The organism is Microbacterium terrisoli, assembly GCF_030866805.1.
GTDB classification, from domain to species: domain Bacteria; phylum Actinomycetota; class Actinomycetes; order Actinomycetales; family Microbacteriaceae; genus Microbacterium; species Microbacterium terrisoli.
This window is the reverse complement of sequence record NZ_CP133019.1, coordinates 1,192,408-1,213,796: the sequence shown is the minus strand read 5'-3', so window position 1 is coordinate 1,213,796 and position 21,389 is coordinate 1,192,408. Positions and strand designations below refer to the sequence as shown.

Here is a 21,389-nt window from a genome sequence, read left to right as displayed (position 1 = left end):
AGGAGAATCATGCCCCCGTATCCGGACCGCCCCTATCTGGACAAAGTCGCCCCTGAAGCGTGGAAGGCGGCCTCGGCGCTCTCGGCGTCGGTCACCGACAACGCGTCGCGGATGGGCCTGTCCGTCGCCGAGACCGAGCTGGTCAAGGTCCGCGCGTCCCAGATCAATGCGTGCATGTTCTGCCTCGACCTGCATGCGCGCGAAGCGCGCAATGCCGGCATCCCCCAGCAGAAGCTCGACCTGCTGCCCGCATGGCGCGAGTCGACGCTGTTCACCGACCGCGAGGCTGCGGTGCTGGCCGTCGCCGAGGCTGCCACCCGACTGCCGCTGTCAGAGGACTCCCACGCAGACCTCGACATGGCACGAGGCGTGCTCGGCGATGAGGCGTTCGCGGCCACGGAGTGGCTGGCGACCACGATCAACCTGTTCAACCGCATCTCGATCCTCAGCGAGCATCCCGTCCGCCCGCGGGACGCGAACGGAGAGCTCATCCGCTGAGGCCGTCGGGCGGCTGCGGCTACTCCGGCCGGAGATGCCGCAACAGGTGACGCCCGGTGGCGGTCGCCGAGGCGGCCACCTGCTCGGGCGAGCCGACCGCGATCACGCGCCCGCCGTCGGCACCGCCGCCGGGTCCCAGATCGATCACGTGGTCGGCGTTGGCGATGAGGTCCAGATCGTGCTCGATCACGATCACCGTGGCGCCTCGCTCGCACAGCCGCTGCAGCACCCTCAGCAGTGTGCGCACGTCGAGCGGGTGCAGGCCCACGCTCGGTTCGTCGAGCACGAACACCGCGCCGGACTGGTTGCGATGCATCTGCGTGACCAGCTTCAGGCGCTGCGCCTCACCGCCCGAGAGCGCCGGCGTGGACTCGCCGAGGGTCAGGTATCCGAGGCCGAGCTCGTCGAAAGCGGTCAGTCTGCGGTGCACCCGCGGCAGGTCCGCGGTCAGCTCCAGGGCTTCGCGCACCGTGCGCTGCAACAGCTCGGGCAGCGGCATCCCGTCCCGCACGAACTCGAACGCGCGCGGCGCGAACCGCGTGCCGGCGCAGACGGGGCAGACGATGTCGATGTCGGGAAGGAACTGCACGTCCAGCGAGATCTCCCCCGTGCCCTCACAGCGCGGACAGGCCAGCGACCCGGTGTTGTAGGAGAAATCCGACGCCGTCAGACCCGCGGCCCGCGCGGCGGGCACCTCGGCGTACGCGGCGCGAAGATCATCCATCACGCCGGAGTACGTGGCCACGGTGGAGCGCACGTTGATGCCGATCGGGGTGGCGTCCACGACGTGGACCTTCATGAGATCGGGCGCATCGATGACGCGCACGTGGGCGGGCGCTGCATGGTGGTCGGATGCCGCATCCAGCGCCGGCACGAGCGACTCGAGCACCAGCGTGGTCTTGCCCGAGCCCGAGACGCCGGTCACCGCGGTCAGTCGGCCGACGGGGATGTCGACCGCCAGCGGATGCACGGTATGGATCGCCGCGGTCTCGAGGTGGATGCGTCCGAGGTCGAATGCGGCGGACGGCGCCACACGATCACGCACGACAACCTGCTGATCGCCGCTGAGAAAGCCTCCGATGAGCGACTCGGGTGCGTGCGCGAGGTCGACCGGGCTCCCGGCCACCACGACCGTGCCGCCTTCTGCTCCCGAGCCGGGTCCGATCTCGATGAGCCACTGGGCGCGGCGCAGGATCTGCACGTCGTGGTCGACGAACACGACGGAGTTGCCGTCGGCCATCAGGTCGCCCATCACGCCGAGCAGGCCCTCGACGTTCGCCGGGTGCAGGCCGATCGACGGCTCGTCCAGCACGTACAGCACACCGGTCGTCCGATTGCGCACGGCACGTGCCAGCTGGGCGCGCTGCCGCTCCCCCGTCGACAGTGTCGAACCGGCACGGTCCAGGGCGAGATACCCGAGACCGAGCTGCACGAGGCGTCGTGCCATCCCCTGCAGGGTGTCGATCAAGGTCCGCGCCATCGCCTGCATATCGGGCCCGACGGTGGACGAGACCTGCGGCGCCCACGCCAGCACCTCATCCAGCGGCATCGCCGTGACCTCGGCCAGGTTCTGCTGTCCGATGCGAGGCGCCCGCGCGGCGGGGCTGAGGCGCGTGCCGAGGCAGTCGGGGCACGTGCCCTCCGTCAGGAACCGACTGACCCGCGCCAGCCGCTTCGGACCGTCGGCGCGCTTGAGCTCTTCGGTGACCGTCAGCCGGGCGTTGCGGAACGTGAAGTCCAGCTCGTGGATGCCCTTGCGGCTGGTGACCGTGATGTGCTTCTTCTCGGCGGGTCCGTCCAACACAATCTGCCGCTCGGCATCGGTCAGCTCGGACCACGGCACGTCGGTGCGCACCCCGAACTCGCGGGCGATGTCAGGCTGGACGTTGAAGCCGAACATCTGCCACGGGGCCACCGCTCCCGCGTCGAGAGACTTCGACGGGTCGGGCACGAGGGTCGCGTCATCCACCGTTCTGACCACGCCCGTGCCCTGACACGTCGGGCACGCGCCCGTCGAGTTGAACGAGAGCGCTTCGGCGCCCGGCGGCTGCACGCGCGCGCCGCAGACCGCGCAGAAGATCGGGACCTCGGCGGCCACATCGATCGTCGGCGGCACGCGGTGGCCGTTCGGGCACACGTGCGACGCGAGACGCGAGAACATCAGCCGCAGGACGTTCAGCAGTTCGGTCGACGTGCCGAACGTCGACCGAACACCGGGAACACCCGGACGCTGACGCAGCGCGAGAGCGGCGGGAACGTGCTCGACCGCGTCGACGTCGGCACGCGACGCCTGCGCCATACGGCGACGCGTGTAGGTGGACAGAGCCTCGAGATAGCGACGAGAGCCCTCGGCGTACAGCACGCCGAGGGCCAGCGACGATTTACCCGATCCTGAGACGCCGGCGATGCCGACCATCGTCTGCAGGGGGATGTCGACATCGACGTTCTTGAGGTTGTGCACGCGCGCCCCGCGCACCGCGATGCGGTCGGGTCGGCCGGCCGACGTCGGCGAAGGATCCGAGCCGCGACCCGTGAAAGCGCTCATGCCGCCACGTTAGCCGTCATGTCAGACGCGGACGGCACCCCCCTGCTCGACCAGCGTCGGGTAGTCGGTGTAGCCGGTGCGGTCGCCGCCGTAGGACTTGCTGAAATCGGGTTCGGCGAACTCGGCGCCGATGCTCAGGCGTGTGACCAGGTCGGGGTTCGACAGGAACAGCCGAGCGAACGACACGGCATCCACCGCCCCCGTCGCGACCAGATCCAGTCGCGCCGTCTGCACGGCGAGGTCGCGTCCCCCGGCGGGGTTGAGCAGGAATGCACCCGGCCAGATGTCGCGCAGCACCGGCGTCAGCGCGGGGTCGCCCGCCTCGACCAGGTGAAGGTACGCGAGTCCCATCGTGCCGAGCTCGCGCACGAGCACGGGATACAGCTCGGCGTAGTCGGCCTCCACGGTGTCGCCGAGCCCGTTGTTCGGCGACAGCCGGATGCCGGTGCGGTCGGCGCCGATGGCGGCAGCGACGGCGCTGGTGACCTCCAGTGCGAAACGGATGCGGTTCTGGATCGACCCGCCCCAGTCATCGGTGCGCTGATTGGCATTGGTGGCGAAGAACTGGTGCAGCAGATAGCCGTTGGCGCCGTGGACCTCCACACCGTCGAATCCCGCCTGGATCGCGTTGCGCGCAGCGGTGACGAAGTCGCCGATGGTCTCGGCGATGCCCTGGCCGGTCAACGCCTCGGGCGTGGGGATGTCTTGCAGTCCCTCCGGAGTGAAGATCTGCCCGGCGGGGCGCACCGCAGACGGCCCCACCGACCTGAGCGCGCCGTTGCCGGCCGCCTCAGCGTTGCGGGGGTGGCCGATCCGACCGACGTGCATGAGCTGAGCGACGATCAGTCCGCCGGCCTCGTGCACGGCGTCGGTGACCGGACGCCAGGAGTCGACCTGCGCCGGCGAGTGCAGGCCCGGTGTGGCCGGATACCCCTGCCCGACGGCAGAGGGCTGGGTGCCTTCGGTGATGATCAACCCCGCCTCGGCGCGCTGCGAGTAGTACGTGGCCATATCGGCGGAGGCGAGGGTGCCGTAGGCGCGACTGCGGGTCATCGGCGCCATGACGATGCGGTTGCGCAGTTTCAGGGCACCGGCGGTCAGCGGCTCGAATGCGGTGGGCATGAGATCTCCTTGATCTTCCATTCGGATGCAATGGTTAGCCGAACAACTGCTTTTGGGACGGTATTCCTTGTTCGAGCAACTTCTCTGACCTACGCTTGGCTTGTGAGCGATCAAGGACTGGACACCATGGCGCCGGTGAGCCACGCGATCTTCCGCGTCGCCCGCGCCCACAAGGCGATCGCCGGCCGCCTCCTGCGTGAGGGCGGCCTGTATCCGGGACAGGAACTGGTGCTGATGACGCTGTGGACGAACGGGCCGCAGCGGATGGTCGACCTCGCCGCCGCGACGGAGTCCGATGCGCCGAGCCTGACGCGCAGCGTCGCCCGCCTGCAGAAGGCGGGTCTGGTCACCCGGGCACCCTCGCCGGCCGATCGTCGCGCGATCATCGTCTCGCCGACCCCGAAGAGTCGACTGCTGCGCCCCAAGGTCGAAGCCGCCTGGCGCGAGCTGGAGCGACTCACCACCGGCCCGCTGACCGTGGCTGAACGCCGCCGGGCGCTGGCGGTGCTCGCAGTGTTGGAAGCCGCCTTGCTGGGCGACGGCGAACCCGCCCAGGATCCAGCCGCACCGGACCCCGCACGCACCTCCGCCCCTGCCGGTCCTCAGCGGCGACTGCGCAAGGATGCCGCGCAGAACGCGGAACGCGTGATCGCCGCCGCGGTGCGTGCAGGCTTCGGCCACGATGCATCTGTCACCGTGGCGCAGGTCGCCGCCGCAGCGGGCGTCGGCGTGGGGACGCTCTACCGTCGGTACCCGACTCGTGAGGCCCTGCTGGAGGCCATGCAGGCCCGCGCCTACCGCATCCTCGCCGCCGAGGCCGAGGATGCGCTGGCCTCCGCAGAATCGGGCCGGGAGGCGGTGGACCGCTATCTGAGCCGCACCTTCTCCCGCCGAGATGAGTTCGTACTTCCTCTGCACGGGGCACCCATGGCGTACGACGTCGAATCAACGACACAGCGCAGACGGCTGCAGATGCTCCTCGACCAGATCGTCGAGCGCGGCCACACCGACGGCACCGTCCGCGACGATGTCACGCGTGAGGCGATCGTGCGCTTCGGTGCCATGCTCGCCCGGCCGCTGACGAACACGCCGGGCTGGGACGAGGCGGCCGCCGAGCAGCGCACGCTCTTTCTGCGCGGCATCTCCGCATCCGGGGCTTGACGTCATCTTCCGTCTCATAAACGGATTTCTTGTTCCGTTTGGATGTATGCTGACCGGATGCCGCTCACCTCTCACACGGGCTGACGGCACGATCGTGCGCCACGCGCATTCCCCTCGACAAGAAGGAACGACATCATGAAGACAGTTCGGTTCTACGAGACCGGCGGCCCGGAGGTTCTGCGCTACGAAGACGCCGAACGACCCGATCCCGGCGAAGGAGAGGTCCGCATCGTGGTCGCCGGATCGGCGTTCAGCCCGGCTGATGCCGCCATCCGCGCCGGCTTCCTGCCGCTGCCGATCGCCCTGCCCCACACTCCCGGCTACGACGTCTCCGGCACGATCGATGCGATCGGTCAGGGAGTGCACGACCTCACCGTGGGTGAGCGCGTCATCGGGTTCCTTCCCATGGCCGCAGACGGCTCGGCATCGCAGTATGTCATCGCCCCCGCGGACGTCCTCGTCACGGCTCCCACAGCCATTCCGCTGGCCGATTCGGCCGGCGTGCCCTCGGTCGCCCTCACCGCCTGGCAGGCGCTGTACGAGGCTGGTGAGCTGCAGTCCGGCCAACGGGTGCTGATCAACGGCGCCGGCGGTGCGGTGGGCGGCTACGCCGTGCAACTGGCCAAACGCGCCGGCGCCTACGTCATCGCCACCGCCAGCCCACAGAGCCGGCAGGTCGTGAGCGCAGCCGGTGCCGACGAGATCATCGACCACACGACGAGCACGGTTCCCGACGCGGTGGGCGAACCCGTCGACCTGCTGCTGAACCTGGCACTGGTCAGCCCCGACGAATTCACCGCTCTGGTCACCCGCGTCCGCGACGGCGGGAAGGTCGTGTCCACGACAGCGGCCCTCCCCACCCCGGGCGACGAGCAGCGTGATGTCAGTGCGACCACGCTCTTCGTTCGCCCCGACACCGGCCTGCTCTCGCGCATCGTCGCCTTGATCGACAGCGGAGAGCTCCATGTCGAGATCGCCCGGCACGCTCCGCTGAGCGACCTTCCCTCGATCCACCAGCAGGCAGCGGCCGGCCAGGTCCACGGAAAGATCGTCATCGTCCCGCCCGCTGCCTGACTCTTATCGGCACGGGCCGACGCGAACGAACTACTTTAGGATTGCTCAATGGGATCCAGCAACCTTCAGGCGCTCGATCTCTTCCGGCTGCGGATCTTCACCACTGTCGTCGAACGCAACGGCTATTCGGCCGCCGCCCGCCACCTCCACCTTGCGCAGCCCACCGTTTCACACCATGTGGCAGAGCTCGAAAAGGCGCTCGGCTCCGACCTTCTCCGGTATGAGCAGCGGGCGATACACCTGACGCCTGCGGGCAAAGAGGTGTACCACTCCGCCCTCCTCATGCTCCGTGAGCAAGAGTCGCTGCAAGAATCGCTCAACGACCTGCACCACGGTCGACGCGGCAGGGTACGCATCGGAGCCAGCATCGCGTTTGAACAGAGATACTTCGTCGACCAGGTGATTGCTCCGTTCTGCCGAGCACACCCCGGCATCCTGCTCTCTCTTCGATTCGGTCACAGCGGCCAGTACGCCCAAGCGGTCTTGGACCGGGAAGCCGACCTCGCCTACGTGCTCAAGTGGCAACTGCCCCCTGATGCATCCTTCGAGCTCCTGCACGAGGCGCCTCTGAGGTTTCTCGCCCCAAGTTCCCATCCCCTGGCCCAGCAAGAGTCCGTCGATGTCGAGGACATCGCGAAGGCAGGCCTGATCTCCGGCCCTCTTTCGGGCCTCGAATCGATCTACTACCGGCAGTTCCTCCGCGAGAGCGGCATCACCGGAGAACATTCCGTCATCGAGGTCGACGGCCTGCACGCTCGCGTCCTGGCGGCGGAAGCAGGTCTGGGCATCGTGGCGACGTTCATCCCTCACTACGCCCACGGTGCCGTCATGGCCCCACTCGTCGAGCTCCCCGTCAGCGGCCCGACGGCCCAAGCCGAGATCGGTCTGGTCCGTCGACCCGGCGACGACGGGTCGGAAGGTGCCAACGAGCTGGCAAGCTGGCTGCGCCGGCTGACGTCGGCTCCGGACCCGGTCGGGCCGACGCAGTAGCCATTGAAGAACTCTATACATCCATCGACGCCAGCCCGTTGAGGAGGGTGTAGACGCCGCATACGCTCGCTGCCAGTGGCGCGCGATGAAGGTGTCGCGCGACTCCCGCAATCGAGGAGAGCCGATGGCAAATCACACGGTCAGAGTCGCAATCATTGGCGCCGGGATCGGGGGCCTCGCCGCCGCGATAGCGCTCACAAGGATCGCGGGCGTCCAGGTCACCGTGTTTGAGCAGGCGCGGCACATTGCCGAAGTGGGCGCCGGGTTCGGAGTCGCCCCCAACGGTCAGCGCGTTCTCGACCGCCTCGGGCTGCTTGACGAGACCAAGCTCGCAGGCGCTGTCATGGAAGGACCTGACCTCTACAGGAATGCCGACAGCAGGATCATCGCCGAGGGAGCCTACTCAGATTCGTCGGGTCGATACCACACCCTCGGCATGCATCGAGCTGACTTCGTCGACATGCTGACCCGGCAGCTTCCCAGCGGCACGGTACACACAGGTCACAGGTTGACGTCGATTCGTGCTTCCGACACGAGCGTACGTCTCGAATTCGAAAATGGCACGGATGCTGAATTCGACGCCGTGGTGGGCGCGGACGGAATACATTCAGTCGTGCGAGAGTCGATCACGCAGCCGTCGAACCCCGTCTATTCAGGATCCATCGCCTATCGCGGAGTGCTCGACGCGAGCCTTCTGCCCAAAGATTGGCCCATGAAGATTCAGATCTGGATGGGCAAGGACAAGCATTTCATGTGCTACCCGCTGCGCCATCGCACACTGTTCAACTACGTCGGATTCGTCTCGAGCGATAAGCCTCTCAAGGAATCGTGGTCCGCCGCCGGAGACGTCGACGAGTTGGCCGCCGAGTTCGCAGGCGACGGATGGGACCCACGTCTACGCGAGTTCATCGGACGAATCGACAAGACATTCTGGTGGGGTCTTTACGACCGAGAGCCTCTGAGGAACTGGACGCGAGGGCGAGTCACACTGCTGGGTGACGCGGCCCACCCGATGCTGCCCCACGCCGGCCAAGGGGTGAACCAGGCACTTGAAGACAGCGTCACCCTTGCAATGTTCGTGGGCGAAGTCAGGAACTCCAACGATATCGTCACCGCATTCAAGCGCTATACGTCAGCGCGCATGCAGCGAACGGCGATCGTCCAGGCGAATTCCCGCAGGAGCGGCTCGCAGCGCGACTCGCAGGCTGAGTTCGAGGATCTGCGCAGACGCGACGCGGAGATGCGAGCGGGGCGCGACTTCCGCAGGAGTTTCATCTTCGACTACGATGCGGCCGCCGTCGCCCAAAAATATCTGACGCGATCATATTAGGGGAAGAAGGGCGTTGTGAGTATGACATCGATCAGCATCATCGGCACCGGAAAAATGGGCTCGGCAATTGCCGATGTGGCTTCGAGAGCGCATGCGCATATTCAATTGCTCAAGCGAAAGGCCGGCGTCGGCGCCACAATCGAGCGCGACGACGTCGAGTATGCGGTGATGGGCGATGAACTCACCGGTGAACTCGTGGTCATCGCGACTCCGTACGCGGCAATCCCAGACGTACTCGCACGATATGGTGATCGACTGGCCGGAAAAGTGGTCATCGACATCAGCAACCCCATCGAGTTCGTCACGTTCGATGGATTGACCGTTCCTGCGCATTCCTCCGCTGCGGCTGAGATTGCCGAGGCCGTTCCGAACGCCGCCGTCGTGAAGGCGTTCAACATAAATTTCGCTGAAACGTTGACGACCGGCATCAATGGCGGAATGCACACGACGGTCATCGTGGCCGGAGATGATGCCGACGCGAAGATCGCCGTGATGGATCTGGTCGAAGCGGCAGGAATGAGGGCCGTCGACGCCGGTCCTCTTTCGCGCGCGCGGGAACTGGAGGCGATGGGCTTTCTTCAAATCACCTTGGCAGCGCTCGCAAAGACCCGATGGGAGTCCGGGTTCGCGCTGATGACATAAGTAGAGACTTCGACGACAGCGGTGTCGCCGGAGGAAACCGAATCAGAGAGGCAAGATCAGGCATGAACACGCGCAAGACGAAGAGAGCCGTCGGTCTTATCGCCACGGCATCAGCGGTCGCGCTCATCCTCACCGGGTGTGCGCGCGGCGGTGAAACGCCTCAGACGAGCGACGGCGGCTCCGCATCCAGCCCGGGTATCACCGACACGACGCTCACGTTCGGCATCACCACACCGCTGAGCGGCGCTTCGGCCGGCGTCGGCGCCTGCACGGCAGATGGTGCACTCGCCTACTTCGGGCAGAAGAACGCTGCTGGCGGCATCACATTCGGTGACGGCAAGACACGCACGATTCAGATCAAGACCTACGACGACCAATACGACCCGCAGAAGGCGAACGCCAACTTCCAGCAGATGGCCTCCGGCGACGTGTTCGCCGCCGGCATCGGACTCGGCACGCCGACCAATCGCGCATGGCGTGAGGCAGCGATTCAGAGGAAGTTCCCGCAGGTGCTTGTCACCACGGGCGACAAGCTGTTCAGCGATCGCCAGGAGAGCCCGTGGCAGCTCGGCTTGATACCGACCTACCCGCAGGAGGGAGAAGCGTTCGGCAAAGCACTGGTCGCATCGGGCCAGCCGCACAAGGTCGCGGTCCTGTCGCAGAACGACGACTATGGCAAGGGCTACGTCGAGGGCTTGAAGAAGGCCATCGCCGACCACCCGGAGATCCAGATCGTCGGAGAGCTGACATACGAGACGACCGATACAAGTGTCGACGCGCAGCTCACCGAGCTGGCAGACACCGGGGCGGATGTCTTCTTCAATGCCATGTCGATCACCCCGCTGGTGATCTCGTCGCTGCAGAAGGCGCAGCAACTGGGATGGAAGCCGAGCTGGTTCCTGCCCGCGAACACCTCGAGTCCGAAGGCGATCCTCGAGCCTGGCGGCGGTGCGGCGTTCCCCGGCATCTACACCACCGCCTTCGCCGAAGCCGCGGCCAGCCCCGCGTTCCAAGACAGCGACGCAGGCAAGAGCTTCATGTCGGCGCTCGCTGAGTACACGAAGCAGGACGGCATCCCCGCGTTCCCGCAGTGCGTGTGGAGCTGGATCGCCGCCGAGACACTGCAACAGGCGTTTGAGAACATGAAGGAGCCCACCCGGGAGAGCTTCATGACGGCGCTGCGCAGCATCTCCGACTTCCACGCCTCGTTCATGTTGCCCGGCGCAGCGATCGACACGACAAAGGACGGTGTCCCCGCGGTGTCACAGGTTGTCGTGCAGAAGTACGACGGCAAAGGTTACGACACGGTCCAGGCCTTCGGCTGATCACGCCGTACGAGACGAATATTCGAGTCTGGGCACTTCCGAGTATCGAATGTCTGTGCTAGACTGTGGGTATGGATGTTCTCGAGCACACCGACACCGTACGGGTGGACGACGTGTTCGTGCTCAATGCGTTGTTCGAGGATGCCGAGGCGGTCCAGTACGAGTCGAACCGGCGGGACGCGGCCCGGTGTGAGGCGCTCGCCGATGCGCTCGCGTTCGCACGGAACAACCCGGAGGTCTATGTTCGGGCGGACGTGGACGCGGATGATCCGCTGGGCAAGAGACTGGACCGCACCCGGCGGCGTGACCCGGTCGGGCTGCTGGGCGGGGAAGGCGAGCTCGCGGTGCGGTGCGCGGCCGGGGAGGCCGCGTCCCGACTGTGTCTGACCGAACACCAGGTCCGGTCCCTGGCCGGGACCGCCGACCGTGCCCGGACAGACCTGCCGCACGCGTGGCACGCGGCCCGTGAGGGCTTTCTGACCATCGCGCACGTGAACGGTCTGCTCGCCCAGGCCGACGCGTTCGCCGCCTGCCCCGACCTGCTGATCATCTTCGACGAGGTGATGACCGCGGTCGGGGTGGGCGCCTCCGCGTCCTACACGAAACGCAAAGCGAGGGAGCTGGCCGACCAGCTCACCGCCCGCACCCGCACCGACCGGCACGCCGACGCGCACGCGAAACGCTGCGTGTACGTGGAAGACGCCGACGATGGGATGTCGTGGCTGCACCTGCTGATGCCCACCCGCACCGCGCACGCCATCGACCATTCCCTGACCGCGACCGCCAAGGACATGACCGACACCGACCGGGACGGCCGCACCCGGGAACAGATCCGCGCAGACCTGGCCACCGCCCTGCTCACCCGCGAAGACACCGACCACCCGATCGTGACGACGAAAGTGTTCGTCACCATCCCGCTGAACAAACTCACCCCCGACGCACGCGCCACCGTCCGCACCCGCAACACCAAGACCCGGACCGGGACCGCACCGCCCGCGGGGCTGGATCTGAACCGGGACTGCCTGATCCCCGGGCAGGGCACCATCGACGACGCCACCGCACGGCAGACCCTGCTGGAGGCCGGCGCATTCACCCGGGTCATCACCGACCCCGTCACCGGCGTCATCCTGGACATGGACCGCCGATCCCGCACAGCCACGGCCGCGCAACGCGCGTGGCTGGCCCTCACCTTCGGCACCTGCCTGCGCGACGGCTGCCACCGCCTCGCCCTGAACGCCGACATCGACCACCACTGCGCCTACCACGGCCCCGCCCGCGGCACCACCGACATCACCAACCTCGATCCCCTCTGCGACCCCGACCACACCCTCAAAGACGTCACCCTCCTGGAACACCACCGGCGCGAAGACGGCACCATCCAGATCCGGTACCCCACCGGACACCACACCACAAACCCCAACAACGCATTCCGCCGACTCCTCCACGACAAACTCGGGCTCCCCGAACCCCCGAGCCGGCGTCCCGTACCACCCGCCGACAACGGCAAGAACGCCGGCGGTGACGACCCGCCCTTCTGATTCGACTTCGTGCACAGGCGCACGCACGAACCGCTCTCGCGGGCAACACAAAACGCCCGGCCTGGCGATTTCTCGTCTGACCGGGCGTTTCTCTATGGTGGACCTGAGGGGATTCGAACCCCTGACCTCTTCATTGCGAACGAAGCGCGCTACCAACTGCGCCACAGGCCCGTGAACCTCAGCAAGGTTATCACGACTGCAGACCGTGCCAGAACCGCTGCGGAGGTCGTTTCACACCGCGGTGCGCTGGTGCAGAAGCTGCCGCACGTGCGCTTCGATCTCGGCATCGTCGACGTGTCCCATGCGCGCCACGCGCTCCGCATCCAGCCCCGCGGGACGCTCCCGTTCGGCGCGTTCGTGCAGCGACTCGTCCAGCGCAGCCTGTCGCAGCTGCTCGTGGGCGTCCGCGGCATCCAACACGGCTGCAGCGCGCGAACCGGCCGACGCCGTCAGCGGTCGGGGCAGTTCACGCGGCTGCCAGACGCGCTCATCCTCGAGCGAGACGTCTTGCGCTGCCTGCCGTGCACGCGGACGGAAGGATGTCACCACCTGTCCATCCGCCACCGTCGCACGTGCACCGACACGGGCCATCCGCACGAGCAGCAGCGCGCACGCGATCGCAAGCGCGGAACCTGCGACCAGCGGCACGACCATGTCCATGGCCGCCAGCGCATACACACCCCACGCGGCAAGGCCGAGCGACAGCATCCCGATCATCGTCGTCGCCAACCGCACGCGCCGACGCACGCGCGCCAGCCGACTTCGCGCCGCGCGGCGACCGGCCACGGGGTCCTGTCCGGCGGCCGCGATCGAACCGCCTTCGGGGGTGGGCCGCGGCCCAGCCGCACGTGCCAGCGCAACCTGTTCGCGGGCGAGCAGCTCACGCCGAGCCACGCGGTCACGGGCGACCTGCGCATCGCGGGCCAACGCGTTGCGCTCCGCCTGCGCCTTGCGCGCAAGCTCGTCGCGCTCTGCCTGCGCCTTGCGTGCCAGGTGCTCGCGGTCGGCCTGCGCGCGCCGCGCGATCTTCTGCTGAGCCATCGCCGTGCGCGCCGTCAGCTCCAGACGCACCTCGTCGGGGGTCTCGCTCGTCTCGGCGAGCACCCGCAGCGCCTGGTTCAGCCGCACGGCGTTGCGCTCAGCCGCGTCGTACTGATGACGCTGATGCCAGCTGGGCAGCAGATACACCAGCCACAGCACCACCGTCACCAGGACGATGATCCCCCCGCCCAGCACCTGCCCACCCATGTGATTACGGTAAGCGACCGAACGCCGCGCCGGGCTCAGCGGCGCGCGTGTCGGATGACAGGCTCGTGTGCCCGGCGAACCCGGGCAGCTGCCCGCTCACGCCGGCAGCGCATCGGCCGGAGGGATGGATGCCGCGTCCTGCGGCGCCCGTCCGGCCAGCCATCGCGCCAGCACGCCCTCCGGGACCTCTTCGCGGGTCAGCGCGAACGCGTAGTGATCGCGCCACTCGCCGTCGATGTGGATGTACCGACGCCGCAGCCCTTCATACCGGAAGCCGAGCTTCTCGACCACGCGCAGGCTCGGCTTGTTCTCGGGTCGAATGCAGATCTCCATGCGGTGCAGGCGCATCTCGGCGAAGCACACGTCGGTTGCCAGCGCCACCGCGGTGGGGGTGACCCCGCGACCGGCGAACCGCTCGCTGACCCAGTAGCCGATCGTGGCCGAGGCCAGTGAACCGCGGGCGATCCCCCAGACGTTCAATTGCCCGGCGATCTCACCGTCCCACTCCATGACGTAGGGCACTCCGGCGCCGTCGCGGTACTGCTGCAGCAGCCGACGCACACCCAGCCGCATGTCGAACGACACCGGCCCGTCGGGGCTGGTCGCCTCCCAGGGGCGCAGCCAGCCGCGATTGCTCATCAGCTCATGCTGCAGCGTACGGGCGTCCTTCTGGCGGATCAGCCGGATCGAGACGGCCCCGTGGTGATGCGGATCAGACAGCTCCACTTGGTCCCCTTCGGCGGACGGCTACAGCGTCGCCGCGAACTCCTTGAACCACGGCCGCAACTCCGGCCCGAGGTCCTCGCGGTCAGCGGCCAGTTGCACGATGGCCTTGATGTAATCCAGCTTATCGCCAGTGTCATATCGCCGACCGCGGAAGACGACGCCGTACACCCCCCGCGCGGGGTCGTGCGCCAGTTCTTGCAGAGCATCGGTCAGTTGGATCTCGCCCCCCTTGCCCGGCTTGGTGCGCTCGAGGATCTCGAAGACCTCCGGCGGCAGCACGTAGCGTCCGATGACGGCCAGATTCGAGGGGGCATCGGCCGCGTTCGGCTTCTCGACCATTCCTGTCACGCGCACGACATCCGGGTCGTCGGTGGGCTCGACCGATGCCACGCCGTACAGGTGGATCTGCGCCGGATCGACCTCCATCAGCGCGACGACGGTCGCTTCGCGCTTGTCGTACTCGGCGAGCATCGTCTTGAGCAGATCGTCGCGTTCATCGATCAGATCATCGCCGAGCAGCACCGCCAGCGGGTGGTCGTCGACGTGCCCCTTGGCTCGCCACACCGCGTGCCCGAGCCCCAGCGGCTCACCCTGCCGCACCATGTGGATGTCGGCCAGGTCGCTGGCGTGCTTGACCTCGGCCAGCCTGTCGTGGTCGCCTTTGCGCTCCAGCGTCGACTCGAGCTCGGGAACCGAATCGAAGTGGTTCGCGATGTTGTTCTTGTTGCGACCGATGATGATCAGGATGTCTTGGATGCCGGCATCCACCGCCTCTTCGACGACATACTGGATCGCCGGCTTGTCGACGACGGGCAGCATCTCTTTGGGCATCGCCTTGGTGGCGGGCAGGAAGCGCGTCCCCAATCCTGCGGCAGGGATGACGGCTTTGAAAGGCTTGTGCGGCATCGTTCCACTCTAGCGACCGTAGAATCGGGGATATGCCCGATCGGATCGATGATGCCAAGCGCGCCCAGCGCGCGGAACGGCGTGAGCGCCGACAGCAGCTGAGCGATGCGAACCGCACGACGGCCGAGGCCGGCATCACCCGGCAGCTCGATGCGCTGGTCGCCGCGCACGACGCGCGCTCGGTCTCGTGCTACCTGTCCACACCGATGGAACCGGGCACACGGCGCTTCGTCACCGGCGCCATCGACCGCGGCATCCGTGTGCTGCTGCCCATCATGCGCCCGGACGGACTGCTGGACTGGGTCGTCGCCGACCCCGACGCACCCGAGCACGAAGCCTCATTGGGCGTCACCGAGCCCGAAGGCGAACTGCTCGGCCCGATCGCGGTCGGCGACGTCGATCTGATGATCATTCCCGCCGCCTCGGTGGATCGCACGGGCATGCGGCTGGGCTGGGGACGCGGCTACTTCGACAAGACGATCGGCTCGATGGAGAAGCCGCCGCCGGTCTATGCCGTCATCTACGACAGCGAGTTCGTCGACGAACTCCCGCGAGACGTGCACGACCAGTACGTCACCGGCGTCGTCACGCCCACACGCACCCTCACACTCGCGCCCGCCGGGCGCTGAACGGAAAGATCCATGCCCACCTACGCCTACGCCTGCAAACACTGCGGCCACGCCTTCGACGCCGTGCAGTCCTTCGCCGAGCCGTCCTTGACGGTCTGCCCCGAGTGCGGCGGCGCGTTGCGCAAGCGGTACGGCTCGATCGGAGTGACCTTCAACGGGCCGGGCTTCTACCGCACCGACTCGCGCAAGACGCCCTCCTCCGGTGGTCATGGGCACGGCCACAGCTCGGACAGCGGCACTGCCACGCCGGCGAAGACGGAGAAGGCCGAGAAGTCGAAGGCCGCACCGACGCCCGCGTCGACGCCGGCGTCCTGACACGCGCACCGGCCCGGACCACGACCAGACGACCAGACGCCCCGCGGAACGGATCCGCGGGGCGTCCGGTGTGTCGATCAGGCCGTCGCAGGCTGCTCCGTGCCGCAGTGCAGGCACTTGCTCGCCCCGACCGGGAGGTCTTCGGACAGGCACGCGGGGCATGTCTTGGTGGGGGCCGGGTCACCGAACACCGTCACGCCGCGTCGGGCCTGGATCGCCTTGAACGGCACGACGATCACGAAGTACACCACCGCCATGAAGATGATGAAGTAGATGATCGCCGAGATGAACGAGCCCAGGTCGAGGTAGGTGGCCTTGTTTCCCGGCGCGCCCAGCTGCCAGCCGAGGCCGAAGCTCTTGCCGCCCCCCGCAGCCGCGATCAGCGGGTTGATGACGAAGTCGGTGAAGGCCTTCACCAACGTGCTGAACGCCAAGGCGACGACCAGCCCGACGGCTACGGTGATCACGTCTCCGCGCATCAGGAAGTTCTTGAATCCACGTATCATTTCTGCCCCTCCGACTGGAGACGGTGGTGAAACCGCCGCATCACACAATAAGGGAACGGCGTCCCGATGTCAGTCCGCCCCCGCGCGTGTCGGCCCGCCGGTCGATCAGTAGTGCGGCGGCTTCTCGCGTCGCATGCTCGCGTCGTTCGGACCGGTGCCCGCCCACGGCTTCTCCTCATCGGCAGCCACAGGCTCGTCCGTCGTTCCCGGCGCGGGGGTCAGTTTCGCGCGGCGCGAACCAGGCTGGTGCACGATGTGCTGGCGCTCCGACTCCCCCGCAGGCTCTGACTCCCCCGCGGGCTCCCGCCCCGACGGCGCCTCAGTCGACATCGATCGGCTGGGTGTCGTCATCCGCCCGCGGCGTTTCGGGGCTGACGCCCAGAATGCCGGCGATGCGCTGCGCGACCTCGGACGGTTCGCTGTACAGGTCGAATGAGTGCACGCGCACGTAGTGCCATCCCAGGCGTCGCAGCACCTGCGGGCGCAGCCGCAACGATTCGCGCAGCGACCCGGTGCCGGCCTCGGGGTCGCTCTCGACCGCGACGGCCTTGCCGCCGTATTGCGCCACCAGGGGCAGCAGGCCGCGATAGTGCACGTCCACCGATACGCCCAGCCGCCGCAGCTCGCGGGCGAGGGCCCGTGTCAGCGGGTCGGCCAGGTCTTCCAGCCGCGCCTCGCGCGCCCGTGCCGCGATGCCGCCCAGAACGTTCATGAGCGTGGCCGCCCCGTACTGCAGTCGTCCCTCGTCGAACGCAGACGGACGGATGCACGAGACGATCACCATGGACCGCCGCGCACGGGTCATCCCGACCGTGAGCAGCCTCTCGCCGTCCGGGCCCGACAGGTCGCCGAAATCGCTGAGCACACGGCCGTGGCGTGTCAGCCCGAAGCCGAGCGAGAAGATCACGCGGTCGCGGCTCTCGGCGACCGACTCTTCCAACGTCAGCACTGCGAGCGGCTCGGACGTGTCGCGCGAGACGAAATCGGCGACGTCCGACCGTCCGGCGAAGGCCGCATCGACGGCCGCACGAACCCGCTCTGCGTGCTTCGCGCTCGCGGTGACGACCATGAGCGATTCGGTGCCGCGATTGACGGCGTGCTCGACGACCAGGGTGACCACGCGCGCGACCTCGGCGTCGGGGCTCTCCACCGCCCCTGTGTCGGGATCGGGCACTCCCGAGCCGCCCTCGACGTAGTCCACCGACAGGCTCCCGCGCCCGAGATACGATCCCGCCCACGGCAGCGACACCAGTTCGCCGCCGTAGAACGCCTCGTTGACGAGTTCGGCGAGGTCTTCACCACCGGCGCGGTAGCTGTGGGTGAGGGTGTCGACGGGCACGAGTTCGGCCAGCCGCTCGAACACGCTCACCGCGTCGAACGGTTCCTCGTCTTCGCCCGGCTCGTCTTCGGGGAGCGGTCGGCCGGCCGCGATGCGGAACGGGGTGGGCTGCTGCGTCACGGGATCGCCGAAGGCCACGACCTGCCGTGCCCGGCGCAGCGCCGGGGCAGCCTCGGCCAACGACAGGGCGCCGGCATCGGCCAGCAGCACCACGTCGAATGCGACGTCTTCGGGAATCGAGACGACTTCGTAGGGCGATGCGATCCACGCCGGCGCCAACGTCGCCGACAGCGCCGGGGCCACACGGACGAACTCGGCGGGGGTGGGCGAGCCCGCCTTCAGCGTGCGTTTGAGCCCGTCGGCTTCCACCGCGTGGTCGACGATGCCGATGCGCCACTGCGTGGCAAGGCGCGCCGCAAGCAGGGGGCCGGATGCCGCGACATGGGCTTCGTCCACGAGACGGAAATCGCGCTCGAGCCGGTCGACCACCGATGTGTTCGCGCCCAGCAGCGCACGGTCAGTGCGCAGCAGGTGTTCGAGCGCCGACTGCCACCATGCGTATTCGAGCTCTGCGCGCACCTGGTCTTCGGGCACGTGCCGGACGCTGAGCTCGACCAGCAGCGGTTCCAGGCCCAGCGCCGCCAGGTCCGTGCGCAGGCTCGCGCGCTCGACGAGGTTCTCGAAATACGCCGAGTCCGCAGCGAGCGCCCCGAGCCGTCGCACCATCGCCTGAGCAGGCAGTGCGCTCAGCCGCGCGGAGTCGTCGCGCCCGACGATCTCATCGAGGCGGTCCAGGCCGTCCTGCGCCCGCTGCCAGAGGGTGCTGACCTCGCCCAGCCCCACCGGCACCTCGGGCATCACTGCTCCGGTTTCGGCGAGCGACTCCCACTCCGTGCGCTGGCGCTGGATGCGCACGAGGGCATCGTGCATGTCAAGCACGTGAACACCCGGTCGCACGTACTCCCGCGCCAACCGGCGCAGGCGCCGACGACTGGCGCCGTTGAGCCCAGGCGCGTCGCGCCGCGGTCCGTGCGCCTGGATGAGCTCGGTCAGCGGATGTTCGAACACTGTCGAGCTGAACCTGTCGAGCGAGTCGCGAATGCCCTGCAGCAGCCGCAGATAGCCGCCGAGCTCGGCCACCGAGCGGAAGGGGCGCATGCGCGTCTGGGCGATCACCTCATAGCCGCGCTCGAGCAGAACCGGCACGTCTTCGTGGTGCAGACGGCGGGCCAGGGCATGCGCGTCGCGGGCCTGCTCGGTCGTGGTGAAGGTGACGCCGTACCACGCGGAATCGTCGGGACCGTACCTGAACTCGCCCAGCCGGGCGGCCGCCACCAGCTTGTCGGCGGCCTCGCTGCGCGTGTTCTTCAACCGCTGCAGTGTGACCGCGTCGAAGCGCGTCGTCGTGATCGGCGGTGCCTGGGTCGCGGCCAGTGTGGTCAGTTCCCGGACGATGTCCAGAACCGATACGTCGAGCTCTCCGCGCACGCGGGTCAGTGCGCCGCGATAGTCGCGCAGCACGGTGCGCAGCCGCACGAGGGCGTCATCGATGTCGGCGATGCGGGGCTGTTCTGCCTTCTCGTTGCGTCCGATCGCCCGGATGAGGTCACGGCGCAGCTGACGGGGTGAGACCGCGAGCCCGCCCAGACCGATGCCCGCAAGGCGATGCCGCACGCCTTCGAGGGTGGAGCGGCGGGCGCTGACGACCAGGACGCGCTTTCCATCGTCGACGAGGGCGCCCAGCGCGTTGATCACGGTCTGTGTGCCACCGGTGCCCGGCAGAGTGTGCACGACCAGCGACTGCCCGTCCGTGATCCGCGCGAGCACGTCCTCCTGCTCAGCATCGGCATCCAACAGCAGGGTGTCGGATGCCGGAGGCCGGTCATCCGGATCGGCCACCGGGGGCCGATCCCGGCGCAGCGAGAGCCGTGCGCGGTCGTCGGCGTGTCCGGCCAGGGCGTTGAGCACGGGGTGGTCCAGCGACGTCAGGTCGCGCGCGAGCTGTGCGCCCACGTCGCCGAACGTCGAGATCACCAGCCGCGGGCGCACGGTGAACGTCGGGATGTGCGCGGTCAGCTGCCGCAGTCGATCGATGACCGGCTGCGGTTTGAACAGTCCGCCGTCGATCGCCAGTTCGGCAAGACCTCGCCCGTCGATCTCGAGGCCGAAGTGGTCGGACAGTGCACGCACCAGCTCGGTGTTCACCACGAACGAGCCGTGGAGCTTGACCTCGAAATCGGAGTGGTGCCGACGGATCGCCGTGGGACGCAGCAGCACGGGGGCGCAGAAGGACTCGCCCTCCACCGACCATGAGGCCAATCCCACCGCGAGCGCGACCAGATCCAGGCCCCGAGCGGTGCGCAGTTCCACGCTCTTGGCCGCGACATGAGCTGCCGCGATGCGCGCCGTGCGCAGTGCGACCTCGTCGCGGAAGAGGTTCGAGAGCAGTGTCGAGCGCCCGGTGATGAACTGCGGCAGGCTGCCGGGGTGGGCTTTGGTGATCTCGATGCTCGCATCGCCGGCATCGGTGAAGCGCAGCAGGGTGGAGCGCCCACCCAGCATGGCTGCTTGGGTGCGGATGCGTTCGCGCTCAGGCTCGGCCACGTGCATCACGGTCACCCCCTGCTCTGCAAGCCGCAGCGTGTGCGGAGCCACCACCGCCGGGGCGGAGGGATCTTGCACACCCGCCACCGCATTGCTTTCAGCTCGCCACACAGAGATACACTATGCGGCCCTGCTGGGCGAGCCCGGCACCCCGCCCGAGTTTCGCGGGATCACCGGCCCAGAAGCCTCCACCCGGCGTCTCCTGCACAGGGCTCGCACGTGCCCCCGTCATCCACGGATCGGGTCGGCGAGTCCCCGCGGCACCCACGGCCGAGCAGGATGGAGGCATGAACCACCCCACCTTCACGGTCCATCCCACTCCTGTCGGCGACGTGTTCCTGACCACGACCGATGCCGGCCTGGTATGCGCGCAGGTGCTGGAGGGTGACGACGAACAGGGCGTGGGCGAGCAGCTGGCCGAGCTGACCCGTTCTCTGGGCGAGACGCCGGGCCGCGATGACGCCGCGGCCGACGCCGCCCGCCGTCAGCTCGACGAGTATTTCGACAGCCGGCGCCGCGCGTTCGACCTGCCGCTGGACTGGCGCCTGGTAGGCGGGTTCGCGCGCGAGGCGCTGCAGCGCGTCCGCGACATCCCGTACGGCCAGACCGCCGGCTACGGCGAAGTGGCCGTGATGGCCGGCATTCCGCGGGCTGCGCGCGCCGTCGGCAACGCCTGTGCGCGCTCGCCGTTCTCGATCGTGGTGCCGGTGCACCGGGTCGTGCACGCGGACGGCTCGATCGGCGGGTACGGAGGTCGAGCTGAGATCAAGCGGTTCCTCCTCGCACTCGAGCGCACCGCCGGCGAGTAGGCCGCCGACGGAGCACGATCGGCCCGGGCGCGTCTCGTCCGGGCCGATCAAAGTCTGATATTCACCGCGATCGCGTTCCGAA

At 68.0% G+C, this 21,389-nt stretch carries 18 protein-coding genes and 1 tRNA gene; 11 read left to right on the top strand and 8 right to left on the bottom strand.

From position 1 onward, the window contains the following. Positions 1–9 precede the first annotated feature (9 nt). A complete protein-coding gene (locus QU603_RS05015; protein WP_308493395.1) occupies positions 10–498 on the top strand; it encodes a carboxymuconolactone decarboxylase family protein in 489 nt (162 codons plus the stop codon). Between the two features lie 19 nt (positions 499–517). Here QU603_RS05015 and QU603_RS05010 read toward each other — a convergent pair whose 3' ends face one another. Further along, on the bottom strand, positions 518–3,043 hold the full coding sequence (locus tag QU603_RS05010; RefSeq protein WP_308493394.1) for an excinuclease ABC subunit UvrA: 2,526 nt from the start codon (positions 3,041–3,043) through the stop codon (positions 518–520). A gap of 21 nt (positions 3,044–3,064) precedes the next feature. Continuing rightward, complete coding sequence (locus QU603_RS05005; protein ID WP_308493393.1) at positions 3,065–4,165, bottom strand: alkene reductase; 1,101 nt, start codon at positions 4,163–4,165, stop codon at positions 3,065–3,067. Between the two features lie 102 nt (positions 4,166–4,267). On the opposite strand from QU603_RS05005, the gene QU603_RS05000 reads away from it, so the two are divergent. The 7 genes from QU603_RS05000 to QU603_RS04970 all read left to right on the top strand — a co-directional run bounded on the left by QU603_RS05000 (position 4,268) and on the right by QU603_RS04970 (position 12,225). After that, positions 4,268–5,326, top strand: coding sequence for a MarR family winged helix-turn-helix transcriptional regulator (locus QU603_RS05000; RefSeq protein WP_308493392.1), 1,059 nt, complete (start codon positions 4,268–4,270; stop codon positions 5,324–5,326). A 135-nt stretch (positions 5,327–5,461) separates the two neighbouring features. Then, positions 5,462–6,400, top strand: a complete 939-nt coding sequence (locus QU603_RS04995; protein WP_308493391.1) for an NADP-dependent oxidoreductase — start codon at positions 5,462–5,464, stop codon at positions 6,398–6,400. A gap of 48 nt (positions 6,401–6,448) precedes the next feature. Continuing rightward, entirely contained in the window at positions 6,449–7,390 is a 942-nt protein-coding gene (locus QU603_RS04990; protein WP_308493390.1) for a LysR family transcriptional regulator, read from the top strand. Positions 7,391–7,514: 124 nt separating this feature from the next. Further along, entirely contained in the window at positions 7,515–8,720 is a 1,206-nt protein-coding gene (locus QU603_RS04985) for an FAD-dependent monooxygenase (RefSeq protein ID WP_308493389.1), read from the top strand. Between the two features lie 21 nt (positions 8,721–8,741). Next, complete coding sequence (locus tag QU603_RS04980) at positions 8,742–9,362, top strand: NADPH-dependent F420 reductase (RefSeq protein ID WP_308493948.1); 621 nt, start codon at positions 8,742–8,744, stop codon at positions 9,360–9,362. After that, a complete protein-coding gene (locus QU603_RS04975) occupies positions 9,332–10,687 on the top strand; it encodes an ABC transporter substrate-binding protein (RefSeq protein ID WP_308493388.1) in 1,356 nt (451 codons plus the stop codon). Before QU603_RS04980 ends, QU603_RS04975 begins: the two co-directional genes overlap by 31 nt. Before the next feature lie 71 nt (positions 10,688–10,758). Further along, on the top strand, positions 10,759–12,225 hold the full coding sequence (locus tag QU603_RS04970; RefSeq protein WP_308493387.1) for a DUF222 domain-containing protein: 1,467 nt from the start codon (positions 10,759–10,761) through the stop codon (positions 12,223–12,225). Between the two features lie 95 nt (positions 12,226–12,320). Here QU603_RS04970 and QU603_RS04965 read toward each other — a convergent pair. The 4 genes from QU603_RS04965 to galU form a co-directional block, all read right to left on the bottom strand. Beyond that, positions 12,321–12,396: transfer RNA gene (locus QU603_RS04965), tRNA-Ala, on the bottom strand. 60 nt (positions 12,397–12,456) lie between these two features. After that, entirely contained in the window at positions 12,457–13,473 is a 1,017-nt protein-coding gene (locus QU603_RS04960) for a large exoprotein (RefSeq protein ID WP_308493386.1), read from the bottom strand. A 96-nt stretch (positions 13,474–13,569) separates the two neighbouring features. Continuing rightward, positions 13,570–14,199: a GNAT family N-acetyltransferase gene (locus QU603_RS04955; protein WP_308493385.1), complete on the bottom strand. Its 630-nt coding sequence runs from the start codon at positions 14,197–14,199 to the stop codon at positions 13,570–13,572. 21 nt (positions 14,200–14,220) lie between these two features. Further along, the gene (gene galU, locus QU603_RS04950) at positions 14,221–15,105 is read right to left on the bottom strand and encodes a UTP--glucose-1-phosphate uridylyltransferase GalU (protein ID WP_308493384.1); all 885 of its coding nucleotides are present in this window, start codon (positions 15,103–15,105) and stop codon (positions 14,221–14,223) included. 32 nt (positions 15,106–15,137) lie between these two features. On the opposite strand from galU, the gene QU603_RS04945 reads away from it, so the two are divergent. Next, positions 15,138–15,734: a 5-formyltetrahydrofolate cyclo-ligase gene (locus QU603_RS04945; RefSeq protein ID WP_308493383.1), complete on the top strand. Its 597-nt coding sequence runs from the start codon at positions 15,138–15,140 to the stop codon at positions 15,732–15,734. A 12-nt stretch (positions 15,735–15,746) separates the two neighbouring features. Next, a complete protein-coding gene (locus QU603_RS04940; RefSeq protein ID WP_308493382.1) occupies positions 15,747–16,049 on the top strand; it encodes an FmdB family zinc ribbon protein in 303 nt (100 codons plus the stop codon). A gap of 77 nt (positions 16,050–16,126) precedes the next feature. Here the strand turns inward: QU603_RS04940 and QU603_RS04935 are convergent, their stop codons facing one another. Then, entirely contained in the window at positions 16,127–16,555 is a 429-nt protein-coding gene (locus QU603_RS04935) for a large conductance mechanosensitive channel protein MscL (protein ID WP_308493381.1), read from the bottom strand. Positions 16,556–16,874: 319 nt separating this feature from the next. Beyond that, the gene (locus QU603_RS04930) at positions 16,875–20,585 is read right to left on the bottom strand and encodes an AAA family ATPase (protein WP_370655346.1); all 3,711 of its coding nucleotides are present in this window, start codon (positions 20,583–20,585) and stop codon (positions 16,875–16,877) included. Between the two features lie 200 nt (positions 20,586–20,785). On the opposite strand from QU603_RS04930, the gene QU603_RS04925 reads away from it, so the two are divergent. Beyond that, positions 20,786–21,307, top strand: coding sequence for a methylated-DNA--[protein]-cysteine S-methyltransferase (locus QU603_RS04925; RefSeq protein WP_308493380.1), 522 nt, complete (start codon positions 20,786–20,788; stop codon positions 21,305–21,307). Positions 21,308–21,389: the final 82 nt, after the last annotated feature.